The sequence below is a fragment of the Nocardia sp. NPDC127526 genome (assembly GCF_042672265.1).
In the GTDB taxonomy this organism is placed as follows: domain Bacteria; phylum Actinomycetota; class Actinomycetes; order Mycobacteriales; family Mycobacteriaceae; genus Nocardia.
In genome coordinates this window covers 716,353-733,245 of sequence record NZ_JBHXVO010000001.1, presented here as the reverse complement: position 1 = coordinate 733,245, position 16,893 = coordinate 716,353, and the positions used below count along the sequence as shown (strand labels likewise).

Annotated in this window: 9 protein-coding genes; 2 read left to right on the top strand and 7 right to left on the bottom strand. The window is 67.3% G+C overall.

Annotated features, from left to right (window positions below; translation table 11 throughout):
* Positions 1-9 precede the first annotated feature (9 nt).
* The 3 genes from eccCa to eccD are packed head-to-tail and all read right to left on the bottom strand — an operon-like array spanning position 10 to position 6,935.
* Entirely contained in the window at positions 10-4,035 is a 4,026-nt protein-coding gene (gene eccCa, locus ACFVIV_RS03010) for a type VII secretion protein EccCa (RefSeq protein ID WP_379193070.1), read from the bottom strand.
* 18 nt (positions 4,036-4,053) lie between these two features.
* The gene (mycP, locus tag ACFVIV_RS03005) at positions 4,054-5,463 is read right to left on the bottom strand and encodes a type VII secretion-associated serine protease mycosin (protein WP_379193069.1); all 1,410 of its coding nucleotides are present in this window, start codon (positions 5,461-5,463) and stop codon (positions 4,054-4,056) included.
* Positions 5,460-6,935, bottom strand: a complete 1,476-nt coding sequence (gene eccD / locus ACFVIV_RS03000) for a type VII secretion integral membrane protein EccD (RefSeq protein ID WP_379193068.1) — start codon at positions 6,933-6,935, stop codon at positions 5,460-5,462. The genes mycP and eccD overlap by 4 nt, the downstream gene beginning before the upstream one ends.
* A gap of 152 nt (positions 6,936-7,087) precedes the next feature.
* Here eccD and eccA point away from each other — a divergent pair, with 152 nt between their 5' ends.
* Together eccA and eccE are read left to right on the top strand one after the other, a co-directional pair.
* A complete protein-coding gene (gene eccA / locus ACFVIV_RS02995; RefSeq protein ID WP_379193067.1) occupies positions 7,088-8,923 on the top strand; it encodes a type VII secretion AAA-ATPase EccA in 1,836 nt (611 codons plus the stop codon).
* Positions 8,924-8,934: 11 nt separating this feature from the next.
* Complete coding sequence (eccE, locus tag ACFVIV_RS02990; protein ID WP_379193066.1) at positions 8,935-11,112, top strand: type VII secretion protein EccE; 2,178 nt, start codon at positions 8,935-8,937, stop codon at positions 11,110-11,112.
* 135 nt (positions 11,113-11,247) lie between these two features.
* Here eccE and ACFVIV_RS02985 read toward each other — a convergent pair whose 3' ends face one another.
* From ACFVIV_RS02985 to ACFVIV_RS02970, 4 genes are read right to left on the bottom strand one after another with little or no spacing between them, the layout of a single operon-like run.
* Positions 11,248-12,804 (bottom strand): serine/threonine-protein kinase, encoded by a 1,557-nt coding sequence (locus ACFVIV_RS02985; RefSeq protein ID WP_379193065.1) that lies wholly within the window; start codon positions 12,802-12,804, stop codon positions 11,248-11,250.
* 16 nt (positions 12,805-12,820) lie between these two features.
* Positions 12,821-14,071 carry a hypothetical protein gene (locus ACFVIV_RS02980; protein WP_379193064.1) on the bottom strand — a complete coding sequence of 417 codons (1,251 nt, stop codon included), beginning with the start codon at positions 14,069-14,071 and terminating at the stop codon, positions 12,821-12,823.
* Between the two features lie 13 nt (positions 14,072-14,084).
* Positions 14,085-15,332: a hypothetical protein gene (locus tag ACFVIV_RS02975; RefSeq protein WP_379193063.1), complete on the bottom strand. Its 1,248-nt coding sequence runs from the start codon at positions 15,330-15,332 to the stop codon at positions 14,085-14,087.
* Between the two features lie 12 nt (positions 15,333-15,344).
* A complete protein-coding gene (locus ACFVIV_RS02970; RefSeq protein WP_379193062.1) occupies positions 15,345-16,889 on the bottom strand; it encodes a serine/threonine-protein kinase in 1,545 nt (514 codons plus the stop codon).
* Positions 16,890-16,893 lie beyond the last annotated feature (4 nt).

The following is a 16,893-nucleotide window of genomic DNA, read 5'->3' as shown; positions in this document are numbered from 1 at the left end:
CGCGATCCGCTACAGACCCGGGAGGTCGGCGATCTGGATCATCTCCTTGCCGTGGTTGCGGGAGATGAGCATGCCTCGGCCCGGGGGCAGCTTCTGCGGGCGTTCGTCGCCGATCAGCTTTCCCTCGTCCTTGGGGCCGGACATCATCAGGGTGTCCACGGAGAGGTTCTTCATGGCGCCCAGGACGCCGTCGTAGAGGGCGCGCGAGACGCCACCCATACGGCGGGTCACGATGACGTGCAGACCGATGTCGCGGGCCTGCGGCAGGTACTCCACGAGGGGTGCGAGGGGGTTTTGCAGGCCGCCGGTCGCCACCATGTCGTAATCGTCGATGACGACATAGATTTCGGGGCCGGACCACCAGCTGCGGTCGCGGAGTTGCTGGGGGGTGATGTCGGAGCCGGGGATGCGCTTCGACAGGTAGTTCACTACCTCCATGATCATGCCGCCGCAGGTTTGGGACGACGTGGAGTAGCCGGCCAGCTGGTCGCCCTCGAGGACGCCGAGCAGGGTGCGGCGGTAGTCGATGAGGATGACGCGGGCCTGGTCGGCGGTGGAGTTGTCGGCGATGCCGCGGATGACATTGCGGAGGAAGGTGGTTTTGCCGGATTCCACGTCCGCGAAACACATGAAGTGCGGGTCGGTGCTGAAATCCAGGACCACGGGCTGCAGTTCGGATTCGCCGAGGCCGACGACCACGCGGGTGGGGCCCTGCTGGACGCCGTGGGCGCGGGCCACTTCCAGGATCTGGTCCCGGTGGGCGTTCATCGGCAGCATGCGGACCTCGGGGGCGCGGCGGCTGCCGTAGAGGGCCTGCATCTGGGTCTTGGCGGCGTTCACGCCCTCCGACAGGGACTGCGGATCGGTGTCGGAGTCCAGGCGCGGCAGGGCGATCAGCATGTGCAACTGGTCGACGGTGAGACCGCGGCCGGGACGGTTGAGCGGGACGTTGACCGCGATGCGGCGGCCCATTTCCGAGTCGGAGGGGTCGCCCAGGCGCAGCTCGATGCGGGTACCGATCTGATCCTTGATGGCGGGCCGGATCTCCGCCCAGCGGTTGGCGCCCAGCATGACGTGGATGCCGTAGGAAAGACCCTGCGCGGCAAGCTGGTTGACCGCGCCCTCGAGGGAGTCGAAGTCCTCGCGGATGACGGCCCAGCCGTCGATGACGAGGAAGACATCGCCGAACTTGTCCTGCAGCACCGGGTCATCGGTCGAGCCCTGCGCCAGCGCGGCATGCTTGCGCTGCCGGTACTGGGTCATGGATTCGATGCCCAGCGCCGCGAAGCGCTCCTCGCGCTGATGCAGCAGGGTGGACAGCTCGGCGATGGTGCGCCGCACCCGGTCCACATCCAGCTTGTTGGCGACCGAGCCGACATGCGGGAGCCCGGACAGACCGGCCATGGAACCGCCACCGAAATCGAGGCAGTAGAACTGCAACTGCTCGGGGGTGTGGGTGGCCGCGGCGGCCATGATGATGGTGCGCAGCGTGGTCGACTTACCGGCCTGCGGACCGCCGACGACCGCCACATTGCCCTGTGCGCCCGCGAGATTGATGGTGAGCACATCGCGGCGCTGCTCGTAGGGCTTGTCGATGATGCCGATCGGCATCCACAGCTGCCCGTGCCGGTTGACCGACGAGGTCCAGTCCGGGTCCGGCAGCAGCATGTCGACGGTGGGCGACTCCTCGAGCGGCGGCAGCCACACCTCGTGGGCCGGACGGCCGTGGCCGGTCAGGCGTTTCACCACGGTCTGCAGCAGGCTGTCGGGCAGCCCCTCGTCGGCCGAGGGCGGCGGCGGGGGCAGCAGATCCAGCGGATCGTCGGTCTGCGGGGGCTCGGGCAGTTCGAGCATCTCCACCGGCGAGGCGGTGAACAGCCGCGGCGGCGCCTCGGCCACCGCCGTCCCGTCGGCCGTGCGGGTGGCGCGCGGCGCGACATAGGGACCGGAGACGTAGGACGCGTTGAACCGCAACGGATCCGAGGCGTCGCTCTTGAGGTAGCCGGAACCGGGCACACCCGGCAGGTGGTAGGCGTCGGTGATACCCAGCACCGCGCGGGATTCATTGGCGGAGAACGTACGCAGACCGATCCGGTAGGACAGGTGCGAGTCCAGGCCGCGCATCTTGTTCTCTTCCAGCCGCTGCGAGGCGAGCAGCAGATGCACGTGCAGCGAGCGGCCCAGGCGGCCGATCATGACGAACAGGTCGGCGAAATCCGGCTTCTGCGAGAGCAGTTCGGAGAACTCGTCGATGACGATGAACAGCGCCGGTAGCGGATCCAGCGGCACGCCGGCGGCGCGCGCCTTCTCGTAATCGGTGACATTGGCGAAATTGCCTGCCGTACGCAGCAATTCCTGCCGCCGGTTCATCTCACCGGCCAGCGCGTCACGCATACGGTCGACGAGCTCGAGCTCCTCTTCCAGGTTGGTGATGACCGCCGCGACGTGCGGCAGCGGATCCATGCCGAGGAAGGTCGCGCCACCCTTGAAGTCGACCAGCACCAGGTTCAGCTGATCGGGCGAATGCACCGTGACCATCGAAAGAATCAGCGTGCGAAGGAATTCCGACTTACCGGAACCGGTCGCGCCGATGCACAGGCCGTGCGGGCCCATGCCGTTCTCGGCGGATTCCTTGATGTCGATCTCGACGGGCGTGCCGTCGGGGGTGATGCCGATCGGCACCCGCAGCCGCTCGCGCCCGAAGCGCGGCCGCCACACCTTGGCGGCGTCGATCTGCGCGGCATCGGGCACCTTGAGCAGCGCCATCAGACCCGGGTCCGCGGTGGAGGTGTTGTCGCCGAGGCTCACGATCTGGGCCGCGGTGGCGATCCGGAAGCGCGCCAGGCTGCGCGAGAACGCCTCGGCGTCGGCGAGCGTCACCTGGTCGGCGGTGGCGAATTTCTCGGTGCCCGAAGCACTCTTGGCGAACACGTCGCCGCCGGAAGCCACCAGCTGCAGGCCGCGCCGCGCGGCCAGGCTGTTCTCGGTGCCGCTGAGGTCGATGACGGTCACGGCGTCCAGGCCGGATTCGCTGATGAGCCGCTCGGACCCGCTCACATAGCCGTCGTCGACGACCACGACCAGATGCAGACGCCCCTGTGTCGGTTGCGGATTGCGCATGAACCGACCGCGCTCGAGCAGATCGTCGGCGAGCGCGGTCTCCAGCTCGCCCAGCGATCCGTACATCATGCGGGCCGCGCCCATGCCGTCGCGCTGTGACGGATGCTGCAGGTGCGGAAGCCATTTCGCCCAGCTCCACGCCGCGGCGTCCGGATCCGCGCACACGATGGCCACCGCCACGTGGTCGGGCCCGTGGAAGGCGCACAGCTCCATCAGCATGGCCTGCACCAGCATTCGGGAGTCCTCGGACGGCCCCTCGACATTGATGGCGGGGAAGGCCCGCAGCGATACCGCGGTCGGCAGGTGATGCACCACGGAGTGGGTGCGCACGAAGCGCCGCAACGCCACCGTCGACACCGGCTCCAGGTCCTCGAGCGGACCCGTCTCCGGCCGGGCGAGTTTCGCGGCCAGCCGGTGCGTGCCGATGCCCACCCGCACATGCCCGAAGTCGGGATCGTTGGGCCGGCGCTCCCACATCCGCCGGGTGCCGACGATGGAGGGCAGATCCGCGGGTTCCGGATGGCTCCACACCAGCGTTTCCAGCTGTTTGGTCGCCGTCCGCCGCACTTCCCGGCGGGTCTGATCGAGGTAGCGGAAGTAGTCCTTGCGATCCTCGTTCAGCTCGGCGGCGTTCTTGTTGCCGCTGCGCTGCCCCATGAACATGCCGGCCATGCCCATGATCATCATCATCGGGAACATCATCATCATGGGGTTGGACAGGATCGACCGCCCCATCATCGCCATCATGGCGATCATGCCGATCATGGCGACGATCATGACCACCGGCATGAGCTTGCTGAGCAGCGATCCGGCGACCGCGCGCGGGATCTCCGGCGGTGCGGTCAGCGCCATCTCACCGCCCGGTGCGCGCGGCGGCGCGATCCGGGGCCGGCGAACGAAACCTTCGGTAGCCATGATGATCTTCTCCGGTCGTTACGAGTCGAGGTCGGGCAGCTCGTCGTCGCGGCGCTGCTTGCGGAACGGAATCGACAGGGCGAGACCGATTCCCAGCGCGGCCAGACAGACGATGGCCCCGATGGTGGCGATGAGCCGCGGCAGCGGGTCCGGCCCGCGCGGGTCGGGCGGCTCCGGGAAGGCGACCGGCGTATCCGCGCCGACGCTGACGGGTTCGTCCGGCAGCTGCGCGGTGAGCGCGGCCAGCGGATCGATGAGCCCGTAGCCGATGCGGTCGTCGCGGCCCTTGCCGGGCCCGTGCGCGGTGCGGGTGATGCGGTCCATGACCTGCTGCGCGTTCAGCTCCGGATATTTGGCGCGCACCAGGGCGGCCAGTCCGGCCACGTAGGGCGCGGCGAAGCTGGTGCCGTTGATGGTGGTCCAACCCTGCTGGCCCAGCACCTGATTCACCAGTCCGGCGCCGCCGGGCTTGCTGTCGAGGGAGATGATGTTGCGCCCGATGGCGGCCGCGCCCACCCACGGACCGTAGAGGGTGATGCTGGACGGGCTGCCGTCGGCGTCGACGGATCCGACCGACAGCACATACGGGTTGAAATAGGCCGGGGTTGCGACGGTTTTCACATCGTCCCAGCCCGAGCCCTCGTTCTGGGTCGCGCAATCGCTGCCGGTGCTGACGTTTCCGGCGGCGGCCACCACGACCACATTGCGCTCGTAGGCGTACTTCACCGCAGCGCCGAGGGCCTTGTCGGCGGTCTCGGATCCGGCGCTGACACAACCGGCTTCGGAGATATTGATCACCGTCGCGCCCATGTCCACCGCGCGCACCACGGCCGCGGCCATGGTCAGCGTACTGCCGTAACCGGATTCGGAGATGCTGCCCGGAGGCGCCCCGCCGCTCTGGTCCTTGGCCTTGTACGCCTCGCTGAACTGCCGGATGGTGAGGATCTCCGCCTCGGGCGCGACGCCCACGAACGCGTCGTCCGGACTGGGCCGCGCGGCAATGATTCCGGCCACCAGCGTCCCGTGCCCGTCGCAGTCGACGGTGCCGTCGGAGTCGGAGACGTAATCGCCGCCCGCCTCCAGCAGCGGCAGCCGCCAATGCCGGTTCACCCCGGTGTCGATGACCGCGACCTTCTGCCCCGCGCCCTTGCTGAACTGCCAGGCCGCAGGGAGATTCAGCACCCGTTGCGGCAGCGGCTCGTCCTTGGGCGCGCTGCCGCTCAAGGCCGGTTCGGCGCAGATGGCGTGCTGTTCGGTGGTCACCAGCGGCGCGGCCTTGCCGCTGAGGGCCTGCGCCTCCCCCAGCGCCCCCATATCGATCTCCGGCGGCGTCAGCGCCGAGGCCGGTGCGCCCGGCCCCAGCAGCGCGGCGCCGAGAACGACCGCGGCGCAGCCGATCCGAGCCCAGCTTCGGAGTACCGGACTCATATGTTCCGCGCCATCGAGTAGACGTCCATGAGCCACAGCACCAGCGGGACGATCGATACGATCAGGCCGTATTCGAAGATCTCGTTCATGCGCCGCGTCACCGGGGTCACCTCGATGTGCGGGCCGATGACCCCGAAACCGATTGCGCCCACCGCGAAGGCGAGCAGCAGTGCGGCCGAGATCAGCAGCATATTCGTATCGTCCAGCGCCAGCAGCACCAGCAGGCTCACGAAGGTGAGGCTGCCGCCGGCGATGAGCGTGGCCGCCTGGGTGAGGTCGGCGAAGGCGCGCCCGCGCAGGCACAGGATGATGGCGATCACAATGGCGAGGGCGATGCCCTGCCAGCGGCTGGCGCCCAGCGGATCGGCCGCGCCGACCGCGCCGAAGGCCGCGCCGAGCGTGGCGCCGAACACCATTCCGGTCTGGAACTGATTGGCCACCTTGGCGCGCTGCCCGAGCCCGGCCGCGGACGGCAGCACGGTCGCGCCGATGGCGCCGATGCCTTCGATATTGGGCCGCGGTTCGTGATCGGCCGGATCGATGGCCGCGCCCGCGGTCGGCACCGGCGGCACGGGCAGCCGCGCCAGCATGGCCGACAGCCGCGGCACCATGGACAGCAGGATGATCGAGGCGATCATGATGCCGGCCGCGAGCTTGGGCACGCTGGTATCCCAGATCATGCGCACCGCCGCCGCGGCGGCCAGGAATACGGAGAGGGTGACCGCCGCGGAGACGATCGCCGCGCCCGCGCCGATCATGCGGTAGCCGATCACCGCGACCAGCAGCGTCGCCGTGGAGCCGAGCAGCAGATGCGGAGCCCCGAGCTCGCCCGGCACCGCGAGCGCGCCGCCGCCGAAGGTGAGCAGCAGCATGCACAGTGTGAGCACCGTCGCGGTGAGCTCGTCGGCGTACTTGCGCACCGCGATGGTGGAGGCCACCAGCGCCGCGATGGCGCCGCCGAGCAGCATGGCCGGGGCCACGAACGCATCGCCCGCGCCGCGCGAGATCGCGCCGAGCACCAGCGCGAACACCGTGGCCAGGGTGCCGGTGACCAGTCCGGTCCAGCGCGCCGAGCCCGCCGACCAGCCGCGGAACTCCTCGGCGGTCAGGCGTGACACCGCGTCGATCACATCGTCGAAGAGGGCCGGTGCCTCCTTCGCGGCGACCGCGCGCAGCACCAGCAGCTCGCCGTCGTAGATCTCGGCGTCATTGAGCGTCTGACTGGGCGAGATCATGTCCCGCCCGAGTTTGGCGAGGGTCCAGTGCTGCGGCTGCAGCGGTGTGCCCCCGTCCTCGCCGCCCTGTGTTTCCGGGTTGCGAGATTCGATGAGTTTCACCAGATCACCGATGAATGCGGCGATCGGCACGTTTGCCGGCAGGCCGACATCGAGCTGAGTGTTCCCCCCGATGACGGACACGCGGCACAGTTCGGGTTCAGCGGCGCCAAGGCCGCTGCTCGAAGGTGCGGTCACTTGCTGAACTGCTCCTGCCCTCTTAACAGTTGCCCACCCAGGGCGGTTAACCATAATGTATCCGACAGTCCACGACTGTGCGATCGCACCGTGTGGGTGGGGATTGTGAACGAAAGCCTAACCAGGTTCGAAGAATTCGGGGTTCGCCTAAGATGATCGACACTCGCCAGGCACAACGCGCATTCGACGCAGGAGTGCTGTCGTTGGGGCTGAGCATCGACGGACAAGAGTCGAACCGGGATCTCGAGTACGCGAAGCTGGCCTTTCAGCGCGCGACCGAGTGGGATCCCACCATGTGCGACGCCTGGCTTGGCCGGGCGGTTGCGGGCGAGGTAACCACGGATGTCTTGTACAACCTGTACAAGACCGCCGGCACCACTCTGTTCCGGGAACAGCGCCGCCTGGGGCTGCAACCGCGGGTGCTTGCCGGACGTTTCCTGCCGGGCCTCTACATCGATTACCCGCTGGCCAGTTTCACCGAAATTCATCTCGCGTACGCCGCGCATCTCATTGCGGATAAGCAGTTCGACGAAGCCGAGCGCGTGCTGGACGAACTCGATGCGCATCGCGCCGAACGCAAATCCGATCCGGACTACCAGATCGACGGCCGCATCAGCGCTTACGTGCGCGGCATCCTGCACTACAACACGCAGCGCTGGCCGGATGTGATGACCATCCTGGCCGGATCGGCGGAGTGGGAGGATCCGTATCTGGCCGCTGGCGCACATGTGATGGTGGGCACGGCATGTGCGCAATTGGGACTTTTCACCGAGTCCATCCGGCGCATGGAGGCCGCCGAGGCGGGACCCATCCCGGCCGCCCGCACCGCCGCCATGTTCTGCCGCGGCCTGTGCCTGCGCGAAGCCGGCAAGGCCGACGAGGCGCAGTCGCTGTTCGAGAAGGTGTACTCACAGACACCGGATTTCGAAGCCAATGCCGCCGCCATGCGGGATCGCACCTACCGGATCACCGTCACCTCGCGCGAGGTCATCGAGGCCCGCGCCAATAAGTGGGATCCGGCCTCGGCCCCCTCGCTGGAGGAGAAGGCGCAGGCCGAGCACGAGGACCGCGCCAAGGAGATTTTGGAGCAGGCGCGCGCCGAGCTCGACAAGCAGATCGGCCTGACCGCGGTGAAAACCCAGGTGGCCCGGCTGCAGTCGAGTGTGCAGCTGGCCAAGATCCGTGCCGAGAAGGGGCTCTCGTCCTCGGCGCGCGGTCAGCACCTGGCGTTCACCGGCCCGCCCGGAACCGGTAAGACCACCATCGCGCGCGTGGTCGCCAAAATCTATTGCGGTCTGGGCATTCTCAAGACCGACAAGGTGGTGGAGTCCAAGCGCTCCGATTTCGTCGGCCAGCACCTGGGCTCGACGGCCATCAAGACCGAGGCGCTCATCGACTCCGCCATGGACGGCGTGCTGTTCATCGATGAGGCGTACACCCTTATCCAGCAAGGACTTTCCGGCGGCGACGCGTTCGGCCGCGAGGCGGTGGACACGCTGCTGGCGCGCATGGAGAACGACCGCGACCGGCTGGTGGTGATCATCGCCGGATACGACGGCGAGATCGACCGCTTCCTGGCCGCCAATGACGGTCTGTCCTCGCGTTTCTCGAAGCGACTGCAGTTCCCGTCCTACGCGGCCGAGGAGCTCGGCCAGATCGGGCAGGTCATCGCCAACAAGCGGGACTCGGATCTGTCCGAGGGCGCGCTCAACGCCCTGGTCGCGACGTGCGCGAAGTTGTACGAGATGGAGAGCACCGACCAGAGCGGGCAGCCGCGCCGCGGCGTCGACCTGGCCGGTAACGGCCGCTTCATCCGAAATCTGATCGAAGCCGCCGAAGAGGAACGTGAATTCCGGCTCGCCAATGACGATTCCATCGATCTGAGCGCCATCGACGAGGCCATGCTCAGGCGGATCGAGGAGCCGGATATGAAGGCGGCATTGACCACGGTGCTCACCTCGCTCGGTTTGGCCTCGGCCCTCGGCTGAGAGGCAGCGCGATGAACGACTTCAGCAACGGCCCCGGACGACCGGTGCCGCCCCGGCCCATGCCCGGCCAGCACCGCGCGCCGGAGGGCGGGCAGCACCGGCTGCCGTCTGATCCGCAGGCCGGCCAACACCGGATGCCGCCCGGCGGACAGCATCGGATGCCCGAATCCGAGCCTGCCGGTGGGCAATACGGCGCGCCGCCCGGACAGCGCCGCGCGCCGTACCCGGATCAGCAGGGCGGTCAGTATCGCGGACCGCAACCCCCGCAGGGACCGCCGGATGGGCAGCATCGTGCCCCGCAACCGGATTCGCTGCATCCTCCCGGTGGGCAGCATCGCGCGCCGCAGCCGCCGGACGCCGAGCAGTACCGCGGCCCCGCGCCCGAGGAGACGCCGGAGCCTCGTTCCCGGCGCGCTCCCCAGCCGCCACCGCAGGGTGCACCACAGCCGCCGCCCGCGCCGAATCCGTCTCCCGCCGAACTGCGTTCGGATGACATGTGGCTGTTCCGCATGATGCCGCTGCGCCTGGTCGTTCCGGTGGTGCTGATCGGCGTGACGGCCTCGCTGGTCGCCGTGGCCTTCGACTCCCCCTGGTGGGGTTCGCTCATCGCGGGCATCGTCCCGGCGCTCATCGGCCTGCTCCCGGTCGGCGGCATTCCCATCGGCCTGCGCATCGGCCGCTGGGTCGCCTACCGCTGGCGGCAGGCCCGCCGCGGCACCCTGGACGAGCCGACCATGGTCGACGTCCCGCTGCCCGAGGGCGGCAGCTACGGCCTGCGCTGGGACGGCTCGCTGCTGACCATGATGCTGCGCATCGACCCGCCGCCGGACACCCTGACCCTGCTGCGCCGCGGCTCGCTGGACACCGATCAGGTGCTCCCGCTCGCCGAAATCGCTTCCTGCCTACGGCAATACGATGTCGAACTGGATTCGGCCGATGTGATCAGCACCGGCACCCGCACCGCCAGCACCGAGGCCGTGCTGTCCGGTTACGCGGCGACCATCGCCCCGCTGGGCCGGCTGTACGACGAGATCCTCGGCCCGCTGCCGGCCATCGCGCACCGCACGGTGTGGCTGGTGCTGCGGCTGAATCCCCTGGCGAACTCCAAGGCCGTGAACAATCGCGGCGGCGGACCGGAAGGCGCCCTGCGCGCGGCCATTATCGCCACCCGGCGCGTGGCCAACCGGCTGGCGGCCCGCGGCATCACCGCTTCGGTGCTCACCACCTCCGAGATGACCGCCGCCATGCGCGAATTGACCCGCGGCATTCCGGTGGACGATTTCACCGAGACCGCGAAGTCCCTCGAGCACAACGGAATCCATCTCACGACCTTCCAGATCGATCCGGAACTGTTCAATTCCGACGGCCTGGCCAAGATCTGGGCGGTGCGCAGCCTCGCCACCACGGTGACCGTGCGCCTGCGCCCCGCGAAGAGCATGTCGCCGTACGCCGGTGCGGACACCGAGAACATCGAGGTGGACGCCCGCGTCCGCTACGACACCAACCACGAACTGGACGAGGCCCCCATTCTCGGCCTGAGAGAGCTTCCCCGCCGCCAACTCTGGGCCCTGGCGGACACCCTGTCCTTCGGCGCCCAGGAGGTCCGCCCCGGCGGCTACCGCGGTCCGCTGGAGGCGCTCTCCGACATCTCGGTTCCCACCGCCGGCTGCGGTCAGCTCATCGGCGCCGACGCCACCGGCAGCGGAATCGCGGTGCCGCTCATCGGCAATGGCTCCCGCCGCATCGACATCATCTCCGATCTGCACCTGGCCCAGCAGGTCATCCTGCGCGCCATCGCCCTGGGCGCGGGCGCGGTCGTGCACACCGCCCGTCCCGGCGCCTGGCAGGGCATGATCGCGAATGTCGGTGCCACACACGCCCTCTCCCTGGCGTCCTCGGTCACCCACAGCTCCCGCGGCAGCACCATGAACGCCCGCGCCCCGCACCCGGCCGCCACGGTCATCGTCTTCGACGGCGTCCCCGCGACCGCTCCCCCGGGCTCGGCCACCGTGGTCACCGTGCACGAAACCCTGCCACCGGACTACCAGCCGGATGCGGACGTGACGATCGTGCAGCATCCCAATGCGCCGCACACCGTCACCGTGCACACCCCGGCGACCAAGACCACCGCCATGCTGGTCACGACACCCGCCGAACAGCACTACCTCGGGGCGGCGGCTCGAGCCTGAGCCGGTCCCATGTCCGGGCTCTCCCGGCCACCCCGCCACCCGCCACCCCGTCATTCCGGCGTGCTTGTGGCCGGAATCTACCTGCACCAGAGGTGGATCCCGGCCAAAAGCACGCCGGGATGACGAGGGCGCTCTCTACTTCACGCTCTTACGCAGAATCGGCAGCAGCTTCTCCAGCAGGATCTGCTCGGAGCTGTCCGACCATTCCCGCAGGGCGATGACGGCCGCGGGATCGTCGAGCACCAGCACGGTCGCCTTCCGGCTGCTCACCTGCGACGGCAGATTCACCATGCCGCCCTTGCCCGCCTGCGCATCGCTGCGCACCGCGAGCAGGTACCCGGAGTCGACCTGCGTCAGCGGACTCGGATCCGCGGTGTAGCTCTTGTCGACCGGCCGCGGCGTCGGCTCATCGCCCTTGCGCACGCACGCGACGTGATAGACGAAGCCGAGCGCCTCGAAGAAGGTCGCCTGCGCGCTGGGCCGCAGATGAATCGCGAGCTCGGCGAGATAACCGCTCTCACCCGTGATATCCACCGCGGCAATGCTTTTCCCGGCGAACTGCGGATTCTGCTCGCGCGCCTCGGCCAGCGTCTTCGGCGTCGACGCCGGCGCGACCGTGGTGGTCATAGGCACGGCGACATCGGCGCCGCCCCCGCTGTTCACGGCCCACAACCCGATCCCCACCGCTAGGGCGACAGCCACCGCTGCGGCGCCCGCCGCAATCCAGCGCCCCTTCGCCACCGGCGATTTCGCAGGCGGCGGAGGCTGCTCCTGAGTCGTCCTCTGTCGCTGTGAAACCGGTGCCGCGGTGGGCATTCCCCGCTGCGTCCGCATCGACAACATCGACACGCCCTGATTGAGCGCCATATCCAGCGCCTGGGTGAACTCGTAACAGGTGTCGAATCGCTCCGCCGGATTCTTCGCCATGGCCACCGCGATGACCTCGTCGAGGGCCTGCGGCAGATCCGGCCGCACCGCGGTGATGCGCGGCGGCGGCTCGAACAGATGCCCGGTCATCACCAGCGCGGGTTGCGTTGCGGGATAAGGATTCTGGCCGGTCAGCAGCTTGTAGAAGGAACAACCCAAGCTGTAGATGTCGGTATGCCGATCCACCGGATCCCCCGACAGCTGCTCCGGCGCGGCATAGGCGACCGTCGCGACGAAGGTCCCCGTCTGCGTGAGCTCGGTACTGTCCTCGGTGTCCTTGGCCAGCCCGAAATCGGCCAGCAGCACCCGCTCGTCATCCCCATCGACCGCCGACAACATGAAGTTGGCAGGCTTCACATCCCGGTGCAGCAGCCCTCGCCGATGCGCATGATCCAGCCCCCGCCCGACCTCGGTGACAATCCGCAAGGCCCGATGCGGCGTCATGGACCGCGGATCCCGCTTCATCGCCTCGGAAGCATCGATCCCATCCACATACTGCATGGCGATCCACAGCTGCCCGTGATCCTCACCCCGGTTGTGCACCGCGACGATATTCGGATGATCCAGCGCCGCAGCCAGATTCGCCTCCCGCTCGAACCGTCCCCGGAACTCCTGATCGGTGCTCAACTGCGCACTGAGCACCTTCAGCGCATCCCAGCGCGGCAGGCTCGGATGCTTGGCCAGATACACGGTCCCCATACCGCCCGCACCCAGCACCCGCTCGATCCGGTATCCGCCGACAACGGCCCCGGGTCCGATAGTCATATTTCCCTTCCCCGCCCTACATCCACGAGCTGTTGGCCAGCAATGCGTACTGCGCCGCCGCCAGCTGCTGTGCGTCCTTGAGCTGAGCGCTGGCGACCCGGGCGACATAGCGGTCGTAGCGCACGGTGCAGAAGTACCGGGCGTCATTGTCCCCGCCGGCAACCGTCGGGTATTCCTGGCAGTAGGCGCCGGGCACACCGGCCGGTGCGTCGAGAATCGTCTGGGCGCGATTCTTGAAGTCGTCCAACACCACTGCGGCAGTACCGGAATCGCGCGTACGCAGCAAGAGCGCTCCACCGTCCACCGTCGACAACGCATCGATTCCACCGAGTTCGAGCCGCTGCTTCCAGGTTTCCTGGTCACCGGTCGTATGCAGGAAAGCGCGCGGGGTCAACTGCGCCTCGGTCAGGAAGTCCGGCATCATGTAGTCGTCCGGATGCAGGGTGCGGCGGAGCATTGCCTGCGGGTCGTAGTCCAGGTGCAACATGTCGCGTTTCGACAGCGGCGGCAACTGGTCCAGCAGCGGGAGTTGCGCGGCGAGGGCCTTTCCGGTCAGCTGTTTCAGCGCCGCGAGATCCGGGTCCGGCCTTTTGACGAAGACATTGACCACATAGCTGCCGTGCGCCATCGTGGCCCCGAGCGTCGGAATGCCCGGTCGCCAATGCGCCTTCGCGTCCGGATATTCCTCCAGCGTGACCGCTTGATTGAGGTCCGCCGCCGCGGCGAAATCAGCGGCTTCGAGTTCGGTCGCAACAGTTCGCGCGGTGTCGGCGTCCGCGAATTGCAGCACCGTGAGATTCACGCTGGTGGTACCGGTCTGCTTACCGTCGTCGTACTTGTTGACATCGCGCTGCAGCGAGTAGTCCTTGCTCTCGGCGGCCGCGGTGGTGGCGGCCGACATCGAGAAGCCGAACATCATCTTGTGGCGCTCCACGATCTCGGTGGCGCCGTCGAAGAGCAGGAAGCCGGCATCGTGGTCGTACCGCAGCGGCTTGACCTGCCGCCCGTACTTCAGGCTCGGGTCGATTTCGAGGCCATTGGGGACGGCCCCCGCCAATCGCATGATGGACAGCTGGACGCCGTCGTCGACCCCGGGTGAGAACTTGGTGCGGTAGTCGAGCGGATCGGTGGGATAAGAGCCGATATCGAGTGTGCGGATATCGATCTCACCGGCGACCGGTTCGCCCGGCACTGCCGCGCAACCGGCCAGGAAAGCGAGCAAGGCAACAGGTGCGAGGCCCCGGACAATTGTGCTGCGGAGTTTCATGACTCGTCCTCCCCTACACACCGCGCGCGAGAATCGCGTATTGGGCCGAAATACGCTGGTGCGCGTCCGACAGCTGACTGCCCCACACCATGGATACATACCGGTCGTAGGACACGTAGCAGTAGTACGGAACCACGGCGCGTTCCGGCCCGCGATATTTGTTGCACCGCGCGATGGGCAGCCCCGGCGGCGACTCCACCTTGCGCATGTACTTGTCGACCGACTCCGTGGCCAGGAAGTCCTTGGCCGCCGCGGAGTCCCTGGTCCGATACAGCGTCCCGGCATCACTGCTCACGCGATCGACACCGTGCTCGTCGAACAGTTCGCGCACCTTCTCCGGATTCTCGGTGAGATGGAGATATCCGGGCACGTCGTAGACCCCGGGCAGATTCATGAACGAATCCCCCTCCAGGCGGCGCAGCGAAATACGCATCATGCCTTCGGGATCGAAGTCGATGCTGCCGAGCTTGTCCACCGGCGTGGGCTGGAACGACTTCAGCCGCTCCGCGGTGGCCGTGATCGCAGCGTCGGTGAGGGTCTGCAGGAAATTCTGATCCGATATCCCCAGCTTCTGGTTCTCGGTGTGATCGGCCACCGCGACGATGACGAATTTGCCGGAGGCGAACCACGAGGCGAGCCGCTGCTCGTCGGGAACCCAGGACGAGATCGCACTCGGATGCTCGGCCGACTGGGTGGGCTGCACTTTGCCCGGCACATTGGTGACATCGACGAACTCGGAGCCGATGAAGTCGGTGATCTCCCACCCGCGCCGCGCCAGCGCCCCCGCCGCCTCCGTGGCCTGCTGCTCGGTCTCGAACAACAGCGCCGACGTCGACATCGAGAACGAAATCGCCTCTTCCTCCTCGGACTGCCCGGTAGTGGCGAACCCGGCCACGAAACCCTTTGCGTCCTCGGTGAATCCATCCTTCTGCAGATAGGTGTACATCGGGCTGTCGTGCGTCGTACCCGGCTCCAGGAACCCGTGCACGACATGGCCGAGATTGACCTTCAACCGCGAATCCATCTCCGAAGGCAGCGGCATCGAACTGCCGATCCGCTCGGCCTCGAAGGCCCGCCCCACGAACAGCGGCTCCTTCGGCTGAAAATCCTTGGGCTCGGCCCGATAACTGCCGACATCCAGCGCCGCCAGATCGATCACCGGCTCCGGCTCCGCCTCCGGCGAATCGGTACCGCACGCCGAAGCCGCCCCCAGCGCGATCACCATCAGCGCCGCCGACAATCCCTTTCGAGTTTTCCCCACCCGTTTTCCTTACTACTTGATGCTCTTGCTCAGGATTGGGAGAAGCCGTTCCAGAAGCGTCTTTTCGGATCGATCGGACCAGTTGCGGAGCGCGGAGACCGCAGCGGGATCGTCGACAATGATGACCGTCGCCCGGTTATTGGTTATGGCCAGCGGCAGATTCGCCATGCCCCCGCCACCCGCCCCGGTGTCGCTGCGCATGACCAGCAGGTAGCCCGCCTCGAGCCGCGTCAGTGAAGTCTCCCCCAAAGTGACGACATTGATCGGGCGCGGATCGGGTTCATTGCCGCGCCGGGTCGCGACCGGGTTGTAGGTGAAGCCGAGGTCGGTGAAGAACTGCGATTGGGGGGTACCGTCCAGGCGCATCGCCACGTCCAGCAACGAACCGGTTGTGCCCGAAACATCCAATATCGCGACGGTTTTCCCTTCAAAGGCCGGATTCTGCTTGCGTGCGTCAGCGATCGAAGCCGGCGCTGCGGCCACTGACGTCGCCGTAGGGGATGCAGCATCGACCGCGGAACCATCGCGAAGACCCCAGGCGCCGAGCCCCGCAGCGAGCGCCACCGCAATCGCTGCAGCGGCACCCACTAACAATTGTGTACGCGACTTCGACTTTGCTCCAATGGATTCCGAGGCAGGCACAGACACCGCCTCGCCCTCGGGCGAAGTCGCTGACCGTCCATTGGGCATGGTCTGCTGAGTCAGCCCGGAAACCCCGTAGTGCATGGCCTGATGCAGTGCGGTGGTGAATTCGTGGCAGGTGTCGAATCGACGTGCGGGATCCTTCGCCATCGCGACTGCGAGCACCTCGTCCACTGCCACCGGCATCGACGGGTCGACGGCAGTCACACGCGGTGGAGGCTCGTGCAGATGTCCGGACATCACCAACGCCGGTTGGACTCCGGGATACGGGTTCCGGCCCGTGAGCATCTTGTAGAACGAGCAGGCCAGACTATAGATATCGGTGCGGTGATCGAGAGGATGGCCGCTCAGCTGCTCCGGCGACGCATACGCGATCGTGGCGACAAAACTACCGGCCTGAGTGAGTTCAGTGGTGTCCTCGGTCTGCTTGGCCACCCCAAAATCGGTGAGCAGAACTCGTTCTTCGTCACCGTCACCGCCCGACAGCAGGAAGTTCGCAGGTTTGATGTCGCGGTGCAAAAGCCCACGTCGGTGCGCATGATCCAGACCGCGCCCCACCTCCGTGGTGATTCGCAACGCGCGCCATGGCGTCATGGATCGCGGATCGTGCTCCATGGCCGCCGCAGCATCAGTGCCGTCAACATACTGCATGGCGATCCAGAATTGCCCATGATCCGTGCCACGGTTGTACACCGCGACGATATTCGGATGGTCCAGCGCCGCAGCCAGATTCGCTTCTCGCTCGAAGCGTGTCCGGAACTCCCGATCGCTGGTCATGGCAGCGTTGAGCACCTTGAGCGCATCGTACCGAGGCAGTTGAGGATGCCGTGCCAGGTACACCGTCCCCATTCCGCCGGTGCCGAGTACTCGCTCGATGCGGTAACCGCCGACGACATTCCCAGGACCTATGGTCATGCTC

Coding starts and splice junctions, on each gene's coding strand:
- eccCa (WP_379193070.1), bottom strand. CDS start 4,035: ATGGCTACCGAAGGTTTCGTTCGCCGGCCCCGGATCGCGCCGCCGCGC.
- mycP (WP_379193069.1), bottom strand. CDS start 5,463: ATGAGTCCGGTACTCCGAAGCTGGGCTCGGATCGGCTGCGCCGCGGTC.
- eccA (WP_379193067.1), top strand. CDS start 7,088: ATGATCGACACTCGCCAGGCACAACGCGCATTCGACGCAGGAGTGCTG.
- eccE (WP_379193066.1), top strand. CDS start 8,935: ATGAACGACTTCAGCAACGGCCCCGGACGACCGGTGCCGCCCCGGCCC.
- ACFVIV_RS02985 (WP_379193065.1), bottom strand. CDS start 12,804: ATGACTATCGGACCCGGGGCCGTTGTCGGCGGATACCGGATCGAGCGG.
- ACFVIV_RS02980 (WP_379193064.1), bottom strand. CDS start 14,071: ATGAAACTCCGCAGCACAATTGTCCGGGGCCTCGCACCTGTTGCCTTG.
- ACFVIV_RS02970 (WP_379193062.1), bottom strand. CDS start 16,889: ATGACCATAGGTCCTGGGAATGTCGTCGGCGGTTACCGCATCGAGCGA.